This window comes from Nioella sediminis, assembly GCF_001879695.1.
Classification (GTDB): domain Bacteria; phylum Pseudomonadota; class Alphaproteobacteria; order Rhodobacterales; family Rhodobacteraceae; genus Nioella; species Nioella sediminis.
Genome location: NZ_MNBL01000042.1, coordinates 1 through 16,613, shown reverse-complemented (window position 1 = coordinate 16,613; position 16,613 = coordinate 1). Strand labels below are relative to the sequence as shown.

The 16,613-nt window shown below is 63.6% G+C and carries 18 protein-coding genes; 8 read left to right on the top strand and 10 right to left on the bottom strand.

Annotation, left to right across the window (positions count from 1 at the left end):
- Positions 1–12: 12 nt before the first annotated feature.
- The 4 genes from BKY26_RS06385 (at position 13) to BKY26_RS06370 (ending at position 3,065) form a co-directional block, all read left to right on the top strand.
- Positions 13–363, top strand: a complete 351-nt coding sequence (locus BKY26_RS06385) for an STAS domain-containing protein (RefSeq protein WP_071689571.1) — start codon at positions 13–15, stop codon at positions 361–363.
- Positions 360–848, top strand: coding sequence for an ATP-binding protein (locus BKY26_RS06380; RefSeq protein ID WP_083431343.1), 489 nt, complete (start codon positions 360–362; stop codon positions 846–848). The genes BKY26_RS06385 and BKY26_RS06380 overlap by 4 nt, the downstream gene beginning before the upstream one ends.
- A 245-nt stretch (positions 849–1,093) precedes the next feature.
- Positions 1,094–2,674 (top strand): gamma-glutamyltransferase family protein, encoded by a 1,581-nt coding sequence (locus BKY26_RS06375; protein WP_071689570.1) that lies wholly within the window; start codon positions 1,094–1,096, stop codon positions 2,672–2,674.
- A 10-nt stretch (positions 2,675–2,684) separates the two neighbouring features.
- Entirely contained in the window at positions 2,685–3,065 is a 381-nt protein-coding gene (locus BKY26_RS06370; protein WP_071689569.1) for a rhodanese-like domain-containing protein, read from the top strand.
- Between the two features lie 3 nt (positions 3,066–3,068).
- On the opposite strand, the gene hspQ is transcribed toward BKY26_RS06370, so the two are convergent.
- Positions 3,069–3,395, bottom strand: coding sequence for a heat shock protein HspQ (gene hspQ, locus BKY26_RS06365; protein WP_071689568.1), 327 nt, complete (start codon positions 3,393–3,395; stop codon positions 3,069–3,071).
- An 85-nt stretch (positions 3,396–3,480) separates the two neighbouring features.
- On the opposite strand from hspQ, the gene BKY26_RS06360 reads away from it, so the two are divergent.
- Together BKY26_RS06360 and BKY26_RS06355 are read left to right on the top strand one after the other, a co-directional pair.
- Positions 3,481–4,362 carry an AEC family transporter gene (locus BKY26_RS06360; protein ID WP_071689567.1) on the top strand — a complete coding sequence of 294 codons (882 nt, stop codon included), beginning with the start codon at positions 3,481–3,483 and terminating at the stop codon, positions 4,360–4,362.
- Positions 4,363–4,431: 69 nt separating this feature from the next.
- Positions 4,432–5,007, top strand: a complete 576-nt coding sequence (locus tag BKY26_RS06355; protein ID WP_071689566.1) for a transglycosylase SLT domain-containing protein — start codon at positions 4,432–4,434, stop codon at positions 5,005–5,007.
- A gap of 9 nt (positions 5,008–5,016) precedes the next feature.
- Here BKY26_RS06355 and BKY26_RS06350 read toward each other — a convergent pair whose 3' ends face one another.
- The 4 genes from BKY26_RS06350 to BKY26_RS06335 form a co-directional block, all read right to left on the bottom strand.
- On the bottom strand, positions 5,017–5,625 hold the full coding sequence (locus tag BKY26_RS06350) for a LolA family protein (RefSeq protein ID WP_071689565.1): 609 nt from the start codon (positions 5,623–5,625) through the stop codon (positions 5,017–5,019).
- 50 nt (positions 5,626–5,675) lie between these two features.
- Positions 5,676–8,549 carry a DNA translocase FtsK gene (locus BKY26_RS06345; protein WP_071689564.1) on the bottom strand — a complete coding sequence of 958 codons (2,874 nt, stop codon included), beginning with the start codon at positions 8,547–8,549 and terminating at the stop codon, positions 5,676–5,678.
- Positions 8,550–8,560: 11 nt separating this feature from the next.
- On the bottom strand, positions 8,561–9,745 hold the full coding sequence (locus BKY26_RS06340; RefSeq protein ID WP_071689563.1) for an aminotransferase class I/II-fold pyridoxal phosphate-dependent enzyme: 1,185 nt from the start codon (positions 9,743–9,745) through the stop codon (positions 8,561–8,563).
- 118 nt (positions 9,746–9,863) lie between these two features.
- The gene (locus BKY26_RS06335; RefSeq protein WP_071689562.1) at positions 9,864–11,192 is read right to left on the bottom strand and encodes an amidase; all 1,329 of its coding nucleotides are present in this window, start codon (positions 11,190–11,192) and stop codon (positions 9,864–9,866) included.
- 87 nt (positions 11,193–11,279) lie between these two features.
- Here BKY26_RS06335 and BKY26_RS06330 point away from each other — a divergent pair, with 87 nt between their 5' ends.
- Positions 11,280–12,503 (top strand): UbiH/UbiF/VisC/COQ6 family ubiquinone biosynthesis hydroxylase, encoded by a 1,224-nt coding sequence (locus BKY26_RS06330; protein WP_071689637.1) that lies wholly within the window; start codon positions 11,280–11,282, stop codon positions 12,501–12,503.
- Positions 12,504–12,687: 184 nt separating this feature from the next.
- On the opposite strand, the gene BKY26_RS06325 is transcribed toward BKY26_RS06330, so the two are convergent.
- Entirely contained in the window at positions 12,688–13,086 is a 399-nt protein-coding gene (locus tag BKY26_RS06325) for a hypothetical protein (RefSeq protein WP_071689561.1), read from the bottom strand.
- Between the two features lie 134 nt (positions 13,087–13,220).
- Positions 13,221–13,481 (bottom strand): hypothetical protein, encoded by a 261-nt coding sequence (locus BKY26_RS06320; protein ID WP_131541788.1) that lies wholly within the window; start codon positions 13,479–13,481, stop codon positions 13,221–13,223.
- Between the two features lie 158 nt (positions 13,482–13,639).
- On the opposite strand from BKY26_RS06320, the gene BKY26_RS06315 reads away from it, so the two are divergent.
- Positions 13,640–15,301 (top strand): hypothetical protein, encoded by a 1,662-nt coding sequence (locus tag BKY26_RS06315; RefSeq protein ID WP_071689559.1) that lies wholly within the window; start codon positions 13,640–13,642, stop codon positions 15,299–15,301.
- A gap of 6 nt (positions 15,302–15,307) precedes the next feature.
- Here the strand turns inward: BKY26_RS06315 and BKY26_RS06310 are convergent, their stop codons facing one another.
- The 3 genes from BKY26_RS06310 to BKY26_RS06300 form a co-directional block, all read right to left on the bottom strand.
- Positions 15,308–15,490: a Trm112 family protein gene (locus tag BKY26_RS06310; RefSeq protein WP_071689558.1), complete on the bottom strand. Its 183-nt coding sequence runs from the start codon at positions 15,488–15,490 to the stop codon at positions 15,308–15,310.
- On the bottom strand, positions 15,487–16,131 hold the full coding sequence (locus BKY26_RS06305; protein ID WP_071689557.1) for an LON peptidase substrate-binding domain-containing protein: 645 nt from the start codon (positions 16,129–16,131) through the stop codon (positions 15,487–15,489). The genes BKY26_RS06310 and BKY26_RS06305 overlap by 4 nt, the downstream gene beginning before the upstream one ends.
- A 27-nt stretch (positions 16,132–16,158) precedes the next feature.
- Positions 16,159–16,613 (bottom strand): tetratricopeptide repeat protein (locus tag BKY26_RS06300; RefSeq protein WP_131541787.1); only part of this gene is annotated, 455 nt, incomplete at its 5' end.

Genomic DNA, 16,613 nt, shown 5'->3' with positions numbered 1-16,613 from the left:
AGGACGCAGCTTATGGATATTACATTGGAACCTAAGGGGCCGATCGCGCTGTTGCATGTCGTGCCCGACCGTATTGACGCCTCTGTCGCCATCCAGTTCAAGGACCGGTTTCGTGACCTTGTGCGCGACTGGGACGGGCCGGTTGTTCTGGACTTGCAGAACGTCACCTTCCTGGACAGTTCGGGGCTCGGGGCTGTCGTGGCGGCGCGCAAATTGCTGGGGGAAGGGCGGCAGTTGGATCTGTCGGGTCTGACCCCGGCGGTGGACAAGGTCATGCGGCTGACACGGATGAACCAGGTTTTCCCCATCCACGGGTCGGTGGAAGATGCCTTGGCCGCCCACGGAGTTGCCCCCGCGGCATGAGCGTTCGGGATCTGCCATCACCCCGGCAAGGGGACCCCCCGGGTGGCACCGCTCTGGGGTGGGCCTGCACCCGTCGGTTCGAGGCACAACCGGCGCTTGTCAGCGTCGAACTGCTTGGGCTGAACCAGACGCTCATTCAGCTTGGCCTGCCGATAGAACAGCTTTTCACGCTGGAACTGGTGCTGGCAGAGGTACTGAACAACGTCGTGGAACATGCCTATCAGGACAGGGGTGAGGGCAGGATCGAGCTGAGCGTTTCCGTACATGACGGTTTCATCCATTGCGGCGTGACCGATTTCGGCGCACCGATGCCGGGCGGTGCGCTGCCACCTGCCCGCCGCCACTCCCCCGAGGCGCTGGCCTTGCAGGATCTGCCAGAGGGCAGTTTCGGATGGGCCCTTATCCGGGACCTGACGACCGGGCTGGACTACAGCCGGGACGAGGGGATCAACCGGCTGAGCTTTCGGATTACCCTTGGGGATTGAACAACACTCACCCTGCGCGGCAACTGTTTCCGCAATGGGTTAACCATTCTCGAAAATGCCCCAATTGTTCCGCACCCGTGCCGGGAATCTCCTCGATAAGGGAAGGGTAGCTGCAATGGCTTCCCTCGGTGCCGTGTCTGAAAGCCCCCACCCAGTGGCGCGGTGCCGAGGTCCATTGCCCTGCCTCCCCTTGTCACCGCCGACAATTGTCCTACCGTAGCGCCGAAGCGATACGAGAGGTCAGAATGCGCGATTTTCACCTTCCCGGACGGTCTGCGGTCTTCGCCGATAACGGCATGTGCGCCACGTCCCACCCTCTGGCGGCCAAGGTCGCCATCAGCCTGCTGGAACAGGGTGGGAATGCCGTGGATGCGGCCATTGGCGCTGCGGTGCTGCTTGGGATTTGCGAACCGCAGATGACCGGGATCGGGGGCGACTGCTTTGCCCTGGTCAAACGCCCCGAAAGCGATGAGATCGTTGGGCTGAACGCCTCCGGCCGCGCGCCGGCGGGGTTGTCCGCCGCCGACCTGCGCGCCGCCGGGTACAAGACAATGCCGGAACGGGAGGCGGCTGCCGTCACGATCCCCGGCGCAGTTGATGGGTTCTGCCGGTTGCAGGGCGACATGGGCAAGCTGACGATGGCCGAGGTTCTGGCCCCCGCCATTCACTACGCCGAGGCGGGCATCCCCGTCGCGCCGCGTGTGGCACAGGACTGGAGCGAGGAAGCCTATGAATTCAAAGGCCGCGCGCGCGAGATCTTCCTTAATGACGGGCGCCCCTATCGCGTGGGCGAACGCTTTCGCGTGCCCGGACAGGCAGAGGTGCTGCGCCGGATCGCAAGCGAGGGCCGCGCCGGGTTCTACGAGGGCGAGGTGGCCGAAGATATGGTCGACAGCCTGCGCGCCCTTGGCGGCACCCACACGCTGGAGGATTTCGCCGCGACCGCCTGCGACTATGTCACGCCGATCCGTACCCGCTATCGCGGGGCGGAACTGATCGAATTGCCGCCGAACGGGGCAGGCGCGATGGCGCTGTTGATGGCGAATATGCTGGAAGGCCATGACATCGCCGCGATGGACCCTGATGGGGCAGAGCGCGCGCATCTGGAGATCGAGGCCGCGAAGCTGGCCTTCGACGCGCGGGATCGCTTCATCGCCGATTCTGGCTTTGTTCGGCATCTCGACCACATGCTGTCACCCGATACGGCCAAGGCGCTGTCCGCCCTGATCGACCCCGGAAAGGCCCTGACCTCGATCAAGGACAAGGCCGAGAACATCCACAAGGAAACCGTCTATATCACCGTCGTGGATCGCGACCGGATGGTGGTGTCGCTGATCTATTCGATTTTCAAGGATTTCGGGTCGTGCATCGCCAGTGACCGCTTCGGCATCCTGTTCCAGAACCGGGGCTGCGGCTTCACGCTGGAAGAGGGCCACCCGAATGAGGCCATGGGCGGCAAGCGCCCCATGCACACGATAATTCCCGCGATGATGCGCGAGGCCGATGGCAGCCTGACCGCCTTCGGGGTCATGGGTGGGGCCTATCAGCCGATTGGCCATGTCCGATATCTCAGCAATATCGTCGATTTCGGGATGCATCCGCAGCAGGCCATCGACGCGCCGCGCTGCTTCCCCGTGGGGGGCGAGGTGCGGATCGAGAACGGCTATGCGCCCGAGGTTCAGGCAGAGCTGGCCGCGAAGGGCCACATGCTGGACCGCCCCTTGCGGCCCGTCGGTGGCGCACAGGCGATCAGGATCGACGCGAAAACTGGCGTGTTGCAGGGGGCATCGGACCCTCGCAAGGACGGCTGCGCGCTAGGCTATTGAAGGAACGATCATGCCCATAACCCCTGTGAAAACCCTGGTGGCCGAGGCAAAGGCCGTCATCGAAACGATCAGCCCCGCAGACGCATTGGCGCGGGCCGAGGCGGGCGAGGCCCTGTTGGTCGATATCCGCGATGTGCGGGAGCTGGACCGTGAGGGCCGCATCCCCGGTGCCTTCCATGCGCCGCGTGGGATGCTGGAATTCTGGATCGACCCGGACAGCCCTTACCACAAGCCGCCGCTGGCCACCGACAAGACACTGGTCCTGTTTTGCGCCAGCGCGTGGCGGTCTGCCCTGTCGGCCAAGGCCCTGCAGGAGATGGGGGTCGAGAACGTGGCAGAGATCGACGGTGGCTTCACCGCGTGGAAAAAGGCCGGCCTGCCGGTTGACTGACGCTTAGTTCAGCTGAAATTCGAGCGGATAATACCCGTCCCGAAACTCTCCGAACAGGTCCGGCAGATCGGGGTGATCGACCGGTTCCCCGGTCTCATCAGGCACCAGGTTTTGCTCCGAGACATAAGCGACGTAATAGGTCTGATCGTTCTCGGCCAGCAGGTGATAGAAGGGCTGCTCGCGGGACGGGCGCGACTCAGGGGGAATCGCGTCGTACCATTCCTCGGTATTCGCAAACTCGGGGTCCACATCGAAAATTACCCCGCGAAACGGGTGTTTACGGTGCCTGACCACCTGGCCAAGCGTGAATTTCGCGCGTGTCTTGAGCATCGGATTGCGCCCCCTTACCCCCTCTCCTAAACCCCGGGTCGGGGGCTTGTCCATCCGGGAGCAGCCGAATCAAGGGAAACAGATTGTGAACCTCGTCCTGACAGTGCTGGAGATCGTGGCCCCGGTTTTCCTTCTGGCCGCCACGGGCTTTGGCTGGCGGAAATTCGGTCTCGACTACCCGGTGGAGTTCGTCACGCGGTTGGCGATGACCATCGCGGTGCCCTGCCTGATCTTCACCGCGCTCATGCAGACCGAGATCGACCCGGCGGCGCTGTCTGCGATGACGCTGGCCTCGCTGCTGGCTTATGCGCTGATGGGCGTCCTGTCGGCGGGTCTGATCCTTGTGGCGGGAATCGACCGGCGCACGTTTCTCGCCCCGACGATCTTTGGCAACACCGGCAATCTTGGTCTGCCGCTGGCGCTGTTTGCCTTTGGCGACGTGGGGCTTGGCTATGGCGTCGTCATCTTCGCAATCATGGCGGTGCTGTCCTTTACGATCGGCATCCGCCTGGTGTCCGATCAGGCCTCGATCCTGAGGGTGCTGCGCGAACCGATGGTCTGGGCCACTCTGCTTGGCGCGCTGTTCCTTTGGCAGGGCTGGCAGACGCCCCGCTGGCTGACCAACTCGCTGTCGCTTGCCGGGCAACTGGCCATTCCGTTGATGCTGTTCACCCTTGGCGTGGCCGTGGCCCGGCTGACCCCGCGCGGCGTCGGGCGCGCGGTGATGCTGTCACTGGCCAAGCTGGCCATCGGCATCACGGCGGGCGCGGCGGCGGGATGGGCCCTTGGGCTGGAACAGGTGGCCTTCGCGGTGATCATTCTGCAAATGGCGACGCCTGTCGGAGTGTCCTCCTACCTGCTGGCCGAGCGGTTCCGGGCCAATGCCGATGCTGTGGCCGGGTATGTGGTGATTTCCACCCTGATCAGCGTGCTTGCCCTGCCCATCCTCCTGTATTTCCTGCTCTGACCCCGTTCCCCCGCGCCGCGTTTTCGGGTAAGCTGGCGCAAACAAACAAAACTCGAGCAGGCAGATTTCATGAAACGCGCGATTCTTCTCGTGCTGCTATTGGCTGTTGCCGGATGCGGTGGCGGACCAAGGCCACCCCGTAACCTGGACAACGCGTGCCTCATCCTGAACGAACGCCCGGATATCGCCCGCGCGACCCGTCAGGCGGAACGCGAATGGGGCATTCCGGTCCATGTGCAGCTGGCCACGATCCATCAGGAAAGCAGCTTCGTCCACAACGCCCGAACCCCGCATCGCTATGCGCTTGGGGTGATCCCGATGGGGCGACAAAGCTCGGCCTTTGGATACAGCCAGGCGCTTGACGGAACCTGGGACGACTATCGGGACGCCACCGGTAGCCGCCGCGCCAACCGGACCGATATCCGCGACGCCACTGATTTCATGGGCTGGTACATGAACCGGTCAGTGGAACGGCTTGGCATAGCCCCCGATGATGCGCGCAATCAGTACCTTGCCTATCACGAGGGCCATTCGGGCTATGCACGGGGCAGCTACAACGCCAAACCGTGGCTGCTACGCGTCGCCTCCCGGGTGGATGAACGGGCCGAGATGTATGAACGCCAATTGGTCGGGTGCCGCCGCTAGGCGGCCCGGCTATTCGGTGATTCCACGATCTCGCAGTTCCTGCGGGATGTTGAAATGGCGGGCCGGTATATTCCCGCCCTCTTCCAGTTCACCCAGGATCACCGTGGTGTTGAACCCGGTTGAATCGGTCACGATCCACTGGCGCAGCTCGACCGGCTCATCCGTGAAGACGAGCGTGATATAGCCGATATCGGGCTCTTCCGGGTCTTGGGCAATGATCCGCGTGGTGGTCTCATCGCCCTCATGCGACAGGATCATGTCCGACCGGTCGAGGTCCACGTTCCGCGCCAGGATCAGGTTCAGGGGGGTGCGCCGCAGCGGGTATTGTTCGGGCGCGGTATTGGCCCGGTCGTCGAATATGGCGACCTGCCCGCCCCCGGCCATGACCAGAAGCTCGCTGTCGTCATACTCGAACCGCATCCGGCCGGGCCGCTGGATATAGAGCGTTCCGGTGGCAATCGCCCCGTCATCGCTGATCTGGGTAAAGCTGGCTTCTGCCGTGCGCAGATCGTTCAGATAATCCGACAGATCCGACAGCGGGATCGGGTCGGCCATCGCGGGCAAAGCGGTGCAGGCGGCAAGCGCCGTGGCGAAAAGAAAACGTGTCATGGGTTCCATTTAATCACCACGATTGGCCATTGCACCTCACGTCCGCGCGATAGGGCGGATTACTGCTCAGGCACCAGCACCTCGCGTTTGCCGACATGGTTGGCGGAACTGACGACGCCTTCATCCTCCATCTGTTCGACCAGCCGGGCGGCCTTGTTGTAGCCGATGGCCAGCTTGCGCTGGATGTAGGAGGTAGAGCATTTGCGGTCCTTCGCAACGATCGCCACCGCCTGATCATAGAGCGCATCTTCGCCGGTCGTGTTGCCGCCAAGGCCCAGAACCGCGTCGATATCGCTTTCGCGGTCGTCGTCGGGGCCGTCCAGCACCGATGCCGCATAGTCCGGCGGGCCGAAGCTCTTCAGATGGCTGACAATCTCTTCGACCTCTTCGTCGCTGACAAAGGGCCCATGGACACGAGTGATCTTTGCACCGCCCGCCATATACAGCATGTCACCCATGCCAAGCAGCTGCTCGGCCCCCTGTTCGCCAAGGATGGTGCGGCTATCGACCTTGGATGTGACGTGGAAGGAGATCCGTGTCGGGAAGTTCGCCTTGATCGTGCCGGTGATCACGTCCACCGACGGGCGCTGCGTGGCCATGATGATATGGATGCCAGAGGCACGTGCCATCTGCGCAAGGCGCTGGATGCAAGCTTCGATCTCCTTGCCCGCGACCATCATCAGGTCGGCCATTTCGTCGACGATGACGACGATATAGGGCATCTTTTCGGGCGCGAATTCCTCGGTTTCGAAGATCGGATCGCCGGTTTCATCGTCAAACCCGGTCTGCACCGTGCGGCTGAACATCTCGCCCCGGTCCTGCGCGTCCTTTACCCGGCCATTGTAGCCGTCGATGTTGCGAACGCCCATCTTGGACATCTTGCGATAGCGTTCCTCCATCTCGCCCACGACCCATTTCAGGGCCACCACGGCCTTCTTGGGGTCGGTCACGACGGGAGATAGCAGATGCGGAATGCCGTCATAGACGGACAGTTCCAGCATCTTCGGGTCGATCATGATCAGGCGGCAATCCTCGGGCGTCAGCTTGTACAGCAGGCTGAGGATCATCGTGTTGATCGCCACAGACTTACCGGAGCCGGTAGTCCCCGCAATCAGCAGGTGGGGCATCTTGGCGAGGTTCGCGACCACCGGGTCGCCTCCGATATCCTTGCCGAGCGCCAGCGGCAGTTTCTGGGTGCCATCCCCGAAATCGCGGCTGGCGAGAATCTCGCGCAAGACCACCTTTTCGCGGTGCTGGTTGGGCAGTTCGATGCCGATCACGCTGCGCCCGGGCACGGTGGACACGCGGGCAGACAGGGCGGACATGGAGCGTGCGATGTCGTCGGCAAGACCGATCACGCGGCTGGCCTTCAGGCCCGGCGCCGGTTCCAGTTCGTACATGGTGACCACGGGGCCGGGGCGGACGCTGACGATCTCACCTTTCACGCCATAGTCATCCAGCACGTTTTCCAGCATCCGCGCGTTTTCTTCCAACGCCTCGTCGCTGAGGTGGTGGCGCTGGATACTGGCCGGGCTGGTCAGCAGGTTTAGCGGCGGGAATTCATAGGCCTGAGCCTTGTCATCCAGCGGCAGGGTCGGCTGCGCCTCGGCCCGCGCGGCGCGCGATTGCGGCAGAGTCCGTCGCTGCAATGGCTGCACCACGCGCTTGGGTTCCGTGGCTGCGACCGGGGTCGGCGCGGAATGCGCGACGGTCCGCTCCGAATGCGGCAGCGGGATGGTTTCGACGGGCATCTCCTCGACGAAATCCGGTTCTGAATGGGCTTGCGGCTCGGGCTGGTGAATGCGGGCTGCGGTCAGCGGAGGCTCCACACGCGCGGCGGTCAGGGGCGGTTCCACGCGGGCCGCCGTGATCGGGGGTTCCACGCGGGCCGACATATGCTCTGCCCGGCGCGCGGCAACGGCGGCTTGTACCGCGGATTGGGGTTCTTCCGCCTCGGGTTCCACCACGGTGCCCGGACGGCGCACACGGCTTTGGATCACCGAGGCGATCTTGCTGCGGATGCGATCATCATCCGGGGCTTCCAGATCGGAGGGGGCGACGGGCGCACGTTCCACCAGTTCAGGCTCCGGATCGGCAACCCGTTCGCGGCGCAGGATCGGCGGCATCCGGTCCAGCAGGCCGAGGCGCGGGCGGGGGGTTGCCTCCTCTTCCGGATAATCCGGTTCATCATAGGCTAGCGCATCGTCATCATAGCCTTCAGTCTGGGCTGCTGCCCGGCTACGGCGGCGCGCATGCATCTGCATGGCGGCCTGCCCGGCCCCACGGCCCGCCTGACCGAACATCGCCCCGATCCAGGCGAAGGAATTGATCAGCCCGACCAGCATGAACCGCAGGGCAATGCGCATTTCGCGCCCGTTCACACCCAGAACGAACAGACCAAGCGCAATCAGCGTCAGGAAGGACAGGGCGGCGAGGATCTTGAGACCGGTGCCAATGGCAAAGGGCAGTACGTTCAGCAGGGCGCCGAGTACGGTATCGCCGAAGACACCGCCGAGCCCATAGCTCTGAGCCCAGGTCGCAGGGGGCTGATGCGTCGCGGCATAGATAGCAGCCAGCGCCACGGCAATCGGCAGGAAGATGATGCGGCCAAGCGCGCGCTCGCCACCCAGATGCGCGGCCAGCCGCACGCCCCAGACCACGGCCCCAAGCGCGAGGCCATAAGCGCCCCAACCAACCACAAGCATCAAAAGCGCCGCGCAGGAGGCCCCGAACCGGCCAAGCAGGTTTTGCGGCACGGCGTCGGTGGCGGCCCACCAGCTGGGATCATCGGGATTGTAAGAGGCCAGCATCAGCGTCAGCGCGATCCCGGTCAGGATCAGCACGATCCCGAGCGCCTCGCGCCCGCGCTTTTCCAGCGCCGCCTGCATCGAGCTGTCCAGCAGCGGATCTCTCTGTCGCGTCTGATAAGCCATATCCCGTCACCTCACCTTGCATACAGGCAGTCGCGGAGCCTGATCAGCCCGCGCCGCATGTCGTCTTTTTGCGCCACCATCGCCACGCGGATGCGATCCGCGCCGGGCGTGTGGCCGTTTGTTTCGCGGGCCAGATAGGAGCCGGGCAACACCCGAACCCCGGCCTCGCGCCAAAGTCTCACCGTTGCCGCCTCATCGTCTTCGACAGGCAGCCACAGGAAGAACCCGGCCTCTGGCGGCGTGTAGCCGTCGAGCCCGGCGAAAATTTCGTCTGCAATCGCGTATTTCTCGGCATAGAGCGCCCGGTTCGCTGTCACGTGATCCTCATCCGACCACGCGCGCGCCGCCACCGCCTGCAACGGCCCCGGCAGGGGGGCACCGGCATAGGCGCGCAGCTGCTTCAGGCGTTTCACACTTTCCGGCCCGCCAGCGGCAAAGCCCGAGCGCAGACCGGCAAGGTTCGAGCGTTTGGACAGCGAGTTGAACAGCACCACCCGTTCCGGGTCCGCGCCCATTTGGGCGGCGATTTCCAATGCGCCACGGGGCGGCGCATCGCGGTAGATCTCGGAATAGCACTCATCCGCGAAGATCTGGAAATCGTGACGTTCCGCCAACCCTATCAGTTCCCGCCAATAGTCCTCGCTTGCCACAGCCCCCTGCGGGTTCGCGGGCGAGCAGATATAGGCAATCGCGGTGCGGTTCAGCACGTCATCCGGCAGGCTGGCATAGTCCGGCAGGTTCCCGGTAGCGTCCGTCGCGGGCACATAGACCGGCTCCGCCCCTACGGCCAAGGCCGCTACAGCATAGACCTGATAGAACGGATTGGGCGTCAAAACGACGGGCTGCTTACCGCCCTTGGTTTCCGGGCAGAGCGCGACGCAGGCGTTGAACAGCCCTTCGCGCGTTCCGTTCAGCGGCAGGATCTGCGTGGCGGCGTCGACGCTCACCCCATAGCGGCGCGCGATCCATCCAGAGATCGCTGCCTGCAAGTCCGGCGTGCCGTCATTGGCCGGGTATCTCCCGAACCCGGCAGCGTTTTCTGCGATGATCTGAGGCACCCAATCGGGGAAGGCATGTGTCGGCTCCCCGATCGTCATATTTATCGGATCGGCCCCCGGCGCATGGGGGTCGAGAAGCGCCCGAAGACGCGGGAACGCGTATGCTGGCAGGTTCGAAAACCGCTCAGGAAATGCCATATCTGCCTCTGGTTCAGGGTCGTTTTTCGCCCTGTTTGTCGGCAGGTTAACGGCTTGCGCGGCTTTGGTCCAGAAAAACGAACGCGTTCAGGGCGATTGCGGGGCGGGGCTGTGGCCTTCAGGCCAATGCCGTCTCCACCGCCTTGCCGATCCTGAGCAGAGCTTCCTCTCCGAACGGCTGGCCAAGCAGCATGATCCCCGTACCCGGCACGCCCGTGGGGATCGTCAGCGCAGACAGGCCCATCAGGTTGCCAACCCGTGTATTGCGCAGGGTCAGCAGGTTTTCGGTGACGTAGTAGTCATCGTCCTCCATCAGCCGGCCCGCATGGGGTGGCAGGTTCGGCGCGGTCGGCAACAGCACCGCGTCATAGCCCGCCACCTGCGCCGCCCAATCGCCGCGCAGGTGGTCGAGGAACTGCCAGGCTGACACGTAATCCGCCGCTGCGAACCCCGCACCGGACCGGAACCTGTCCAGAATGCGCGGGAACATCTTCTCGGGCGCGGCCTCAATCGCGTGTTTCCACGTTCCGTAAGCCTCCGAGGTGAATAGGATCGGCGACAGGTCCATCGCCGCCTCGATCCCGTCCACCGTGCCGTGGCTGATCTGTGCCCCCGCCTGCGCCATCCGGTCAATCGCATGGGCAAAACCCGCCGCCGGTTCCTCGCGCACATCATCGGTGTAGGTATCCAGCACCAGAAAGCGCCGCCCTTTCAGGCTCACCCCTTCAAGATCGGTAGGCTTGCTCCCCTCCATAACCGCGAGCAGCAACGCGCAATCCTCAACGGATTTTGCCAGCGGACCGACCGTGTCAAACCGCGCGCAAAGAGGCACGACACCCGTCAGAGACAGCCGCCCGGAGGTCGTCTTCAATCCAACCAAGTCATTGAAGGCAGAGGGTATTCGCACCGATCCGCCGGTATCCGACCCGATCCCCGCAGGTGCCAGTCCCCAGGCTGTAGAGGCCGCGGCCCCCGACGAAGACCCACCCGGCACAAGCTCGGGGTCATGGATGTTGGGCGGAGTTTCCGTCACCGGGTTGATGCCAAGGCCAGAGAAGGCCAGTTCGCTCATATGCGTCTTGCCAAGGCAGACCATGCCGGCCCGTGTGGCATTGGCCAGCACCTCGCAATCCTCATCCGGCACCCGTCCCGCCAACAGGTCAGAGCCCGATTTCGTCTCGTCGCCCGCGCTGTCAAAGAGATCCTTCCACGACAGCGGCACCCCATCCAGCAACCCGCGTCGGACCCCGAGCCGGGCGCGTTCCGACGCCGCCGCCGCTTCCGCCCTTGCCCGCTCCGGCGTGACAACGGAGTAGATGCGGCCCGCATATTCATGACCCGCAATGGCCTCCAGATAGGCCTCGGTCAGCTCCGCCGGGTCGATCTCCCCCGCCCCGATCGCGCGGCCCAGATCTGCCACCCCCAGTGTCTGCCAGTCGTCCCGCATCGCACGCCCTCCGCCATGTTGTCGCGGGCCACGCTAGCGGGGTCATGCCACATGGACAATCCCGCGCATGTGCCCATATTGCAGGGCATGGCAATGGACTCCGATATCCTGATCGTCGGCGGCGGCTTGAACGGCCCCTGTCTGGCGCTGGCCCTTAGCCAGGCGGGCCTCACCAGCACCGTGATCGACGCGCTGCCGGTGGAAACCAGTGACAGTGACCGCTTCGACGGGAGATCCTACGCGCTGGCATTGGCCTCGGCCCGGCTGTTGATGGCCCTGCGCGTATGGGACGATGTGAAGGAAAACGCGCAACCGATGCTGGAGATCAAGGCCAGCGACGGGCGCGCAGGCGAAGGCCCCGCCCCGTTCTTCCTGCATTTCGACCATGCCGAGATCGAGGAAGGCCCGATGGGCTACATGCTGGAGGACCGCTTCCTGCGCCACGCCCTGCTGACCCGGATGCAGGCCGACCCCAACATCACCCATCTGCCCGGCACCCGCGTGGTGGCGCAGGACACGACCGGCCCGGCAACCGTGACGCTGGAGGATGGCCGGACCCTGACCGCCCGCCTTCTGGTCGGCGCGGATGGACGGCAAAGCGGCACCGGTGCGCGCGCTGGCATCAAACGGCAGGGCTGGGATTACGGCCAGACGGCCCTGGTCTGTTCGCTGAAACACGATCTGCCCCATCACGGCATCGCGCATCAGTTCTTCATGCCCGCGGGTCCGCTCGCCATCCTGCCCCTGCCCGGCAATCGCTGCTCTATCGTCTGGAGCGAGACCCACGCGCGTGCCGCCGAGATCAACGCGCTGAACGACGACGACTATCTCGACGTGCTGCGCCCCCGCTTCGGGGACTTCCTGGGAGAGATCGCCCTCGACGGCGACCGCTTCACCTACCCGCTGAACCTGACGATCTCGGAACGGTTCGTGGACGAGAGGCTGGCACTCATCGGCGATGCCGCCCACGGGGTGCACCCGATTGCCGGTCAGGGCCTGAACCTAGGCTTGCGCGACGTGGGGGCGCTGGCAGAAGTGCTGACAGATGCCAAACGTCGGGGCGAGGATATCGCCAGCCTCCTGGTCCTCGAACGCTACCAGCGCTGGCGTCGCTTCGACACGGCCACGCTTGCCGCCTCGACCGACCTGATCAACAAGCTCTTCTCCAATGACAATCCCTTCCTGCGGGCCGGGCGCGATCTGGGCATGGGCCTCATCAACGCCTTTCCCGCCGCCCGGCGCAGCTTCATCCGCGAAGCTGCGGGCCTGACCGGCGATGTCCCACGGCTGCTGCAGGGCAAACCGCTCTGACCTTCTCCTTGTAAAAATACTCCCGCCGGAGGCATCCCAACCCGGCCACTGGCGCAACCCAAAACGCCAATCGCCTCCGTAGGCCACGCATCCGTGGCAACGCGGACCGACGAGGCCTCCGGCGTCAGCCGGGGGTTGAGGAGGGCCGCTCCCGGGTCGAGGCCGGCAGGCGGCGAAACCCCCATCAGTTCATGTTGATGTCCCGCCCCGCAGACCGGATCGACACCGAAAACCCCGCCAGAACGTCGATCAAGGCAATCACCATCAGTGTGAAGAACAGCGAGGTCGACGCCCCCGCCACCAGCAGGAATTCCACCAGGTAGACCACGAACACGACCGTGGACAGCAGGTGGTCGATGATCGACGCCATCCCGGTCACGGTCGATTTCATGATCTCCACGAACAGAACCAGCAGCGCCACCAGCACGATCACATCCCCTATGGTCATCGCCCATGTCCCGCCCGACATCATCTCGACCGTGAATAGCGACCGGACGAACGGATCGTCCGCCCCCATCAGGCCAAAAAGCCCTAGGTTGAACAGGATCAGGGGGATGACGAGCAACGGGATCTTGGAAAGCATGGCGACAGGTCCTAAAGAGAAAGAATACAGCTTCATCTAGCCTGTTACGGGAAAGCAGCGTCAAGTGTTACGAACAGCTTTCGGCCCCGGCGCAACATACGCGCGGGGCCGACAAAAGCAGCGATTGCGTTGGATCACCAGCCAGACAGCGGGATTGAGGCATTGTCGGCGGGGCGGTTGCCACGGGCCCGGTAGAAATCGGCATTGGCCGAGTTGGTAGGCATGCCCATGTCCCGAAGACGATCCGCATCCATCCGTGCAAGCTTGCGGGCTTCGCGATAGCTGCGGTCTTTCTCGATCAGGAAGGCCAGCAAGGCAGGGATGCCACGCATTGGGCGAACGGGGTTGGCTTCGACAATGGCGCTATCTGCGGGGATGTTGATCAGGTTGGTCATATCGGGTTCTCCCATTGGGTCTGTTGTTTCGATGACCACAGATTGCCCCTCGCCCGTCAGACCACCGTGAAATCCCCCGTGAAAAAACTGACGGCCCGTGCAATAGTTCCGTAAAAATCGCATCTTCTACCGTAATAAAGGGTCATCTCAGCCTGGACATGAACTCGGATTCCGCGATCACGCTGCACCTGTTCGGCCCCTTCGGTGTCAGCGACCCACAGGGCCGAAACCTTGAGGGTCTGTCGCGCAGGGGGCAGGCACTGCTTGCGTATCTGAGCCAGCAGCGCGGGATGCAGGCCGAGCGGGGACGTCTTGCGGATTTGCTCTGGAGCGACCGATCCGAAGAGCAGTCCCGCGCTTCTCTCAGGCAGGAACTCTCTACGCTGCGCAAACTGCTTCCACCCGGCCTGTTGGATGCCAACCGGCAATCGGTCTGGCTCGATGGCGCGCGCGTGACCCTTGATCAGTCCGGCCAAGGAAGCTTCATGGATGGGTTCGATCTGGCGTCTGAAGGCTTCGAAGACTGGCTTCGTGAACGCCGCATGACCGTGGCGACGTCAAACGATAACGACGGCGATGCGCCGGCAGTCTCGCCTCCGGATATCTTCACAAGACCCGCCGTCCTGCTTTTTGCCTTCGAGGCACTGTCTGCCGATGAGAATGACGCCCTTATTGCCGCAAGCCTGATCGACGATCTCAAGATTACACTCAGCTATTGGCGTTGGTTTCCGGTGATAGGCCCCGAGGCGATCGGCTGGAAGACGGCGAAAGACGGGGACATGCGCAGCATCGCGGCGCTGGTAAATGCGCGATACGCCATTACTGGCACTCTGCGTTGCCTGGGCAACCGTATTCGGATTTCTGTAAGCCTGACGGAAACCGAAACCGGGCGCCTGCGCTGGTCAGAGCAGTTCGACGGAACACTCGACGACATCTTCGAGTTTCAGGAAGATGTGAGCCGCGCCATTGTGGCCCAGCTTGAACCGCAACTCGCCCGCGCCGAGGCGGTTCGGATCGAACGATCCCACCCGGCCTCGGTCGGACCTTGGCAACTGGTGGCGCAAGCCGAGGAAATCGACCGCAAGGGCGGCGAAGGCTACGGGACGCCGGAAAGCAACCTCGAACAGATGCATCTGATGGAAAGTGCATTGGCGCTGGACCCATGCTTTGCGCCGGCACATGCCCGCATCGGGCGGATCTATTTCAGGGCGGGGCTGCTGGATTGGTACGAGGACCGGTTGGTGTGCTTTCACAAGGCCTTGGCAGCTACCAACCGGGCATTGGAAATCGACCCGGAAAACTGGGAGGCCCATGCCTATAACGGCCTGACAAATATTTTTGGCCTTCAGGAATATTCCAAAGGGTTACACCACGCCAACGAGTCAGTAAGGCTGAACCCCTCAGCCGCGCTGGCGCGCCATGCGCTTGGATGCGGGCTGGAATGGCTGGGACGCCCGCAAGAGGCATTGGAGCATCTGAACCTGATCTTCCGGCTGAACCCCAATCACCCCAACCGCGCCGCGGCCCTCGGCGACATCACGACTTGTGAATTGTTTCTCGGCAACCGGGACCGCGCCATTGACGCCGCAAAACGCCTTTTCGACATTGCGCCGGGCTATGCAAGGGGTTTGCAGCGCTGCGTGGTGACCTTCGGCTATTTTGATGAAACCGACCTTGCAGCCCGGTCGCTGGACCTGCTGCGAGAGGCACAGCCCGGTTTCGATGAGGCCTATATGCGCGAAACCTATCCCTATGTCCGCCCCGAACATGTCGAGATGGTGCTGGAGGGAATGCGCAAGGCAGGTGCCTTCGACCCATAGAGGCACTTAATCAAGCTTGCGCGCCTCGTCTTCCAGCATGATCGGAATGCCGTTGCGGATCGGAAAGGCCAGCCCTGCAGCGCGCGAAACCAGCTCCCCTGCATCGGCATCGTAGGAGAGGGTGCCTTGCGTCACCGGACAGACAAGGGCCTCCAGCATCTTGCGGTCGACTACCGAAGGCCGACTCATTGGATCACCTCATCGCTTGCGCCACCCCGGCAGGTGAATTCCATCAGCGCGGTGAGCGTTTCGCGCCGGTCCGTCAGGTGCGGAGCCTCCAGCAGCGCCTGTTTCTCCTCGACGCTGAACGGGCACAGCATCGACAGCGAATTGATCAGCAACTCGTCATCCGCTTCCTCCAGGCTGCCCCAATCGGTTTGCAGCGCTGCCGCCTCGAAATAGCGCGACAGAAGCTTCAGGAACTGTTCTCGGTCGAAATTCGGATCTTCCTCTTCCCGACCCAGATCGCGGGTGAAGTCGGACCAGTGCAGTTCGGCTTTCACATAGGGAGAGAACCCTGTCACCTCCCGCTTGATCCGAAAGCGAGACATGCCAGAAAGTGTGATCATGTAGCGCCCATCCTCGGTTTCCGAGAACTGCGTCACCCGCCCCGCGCACCCGATCTCGTGCAGACGCGACTGGCCTGGCTTGCCGCCTTCCAGAGGCTGCACCATGCCGATCAGGCGGTGCGGCGTCTTCAGACTGTCCTCCAGCATCGCAAGGTAGCGCGGCTCGAAGATATGCAGAGGCAGCCGCGCCCGGGGCAGCAGCAGCGCACCGGGCAGTGGGAAGAGTGGAATCGTTTCGGGCAGATCAGCCGGGGACATCATGCCTCACTATGTAGGCAGGAAGGCCAGTCAGGCAAACAGAAGCGACGAAAGCTTGCGCCGCCCCTTCAATGCCACCGGGTCATTTGGCTTCAGCGCCTCGAAAATGGTGAAGAGCTGCGCCTTGGCCGCCCCGTCATTCCATTCCCGATCCCGTCGGAACAGGTCGAGCAGTTGATCCACCGCCGCCTCCACATCACCGGATGCGTGCAAGGCCTGCGCATAGTCGAACCGCGCCTGATGATTGGCGGGATCGGCCTCTACCGCTGCCGACAGCTCTGCCAGCGAGCCTGCATCGGCGGCCTGACGAGCCAGTTCCAGCTGCGCACGGGCGGCTTCCAGTTCGGGCGAGCCGGCAATCGCCTCGGGCGCATTGGACAGCATCGCCTCGGCCTGATCCAGCTCTCCGATGGCCAGATGGGCGCGTACCAGCCCTCCATAGGCCCCGGCATGGTCCGGCTCTTCGCCAAGGATCGCGGCGAAGG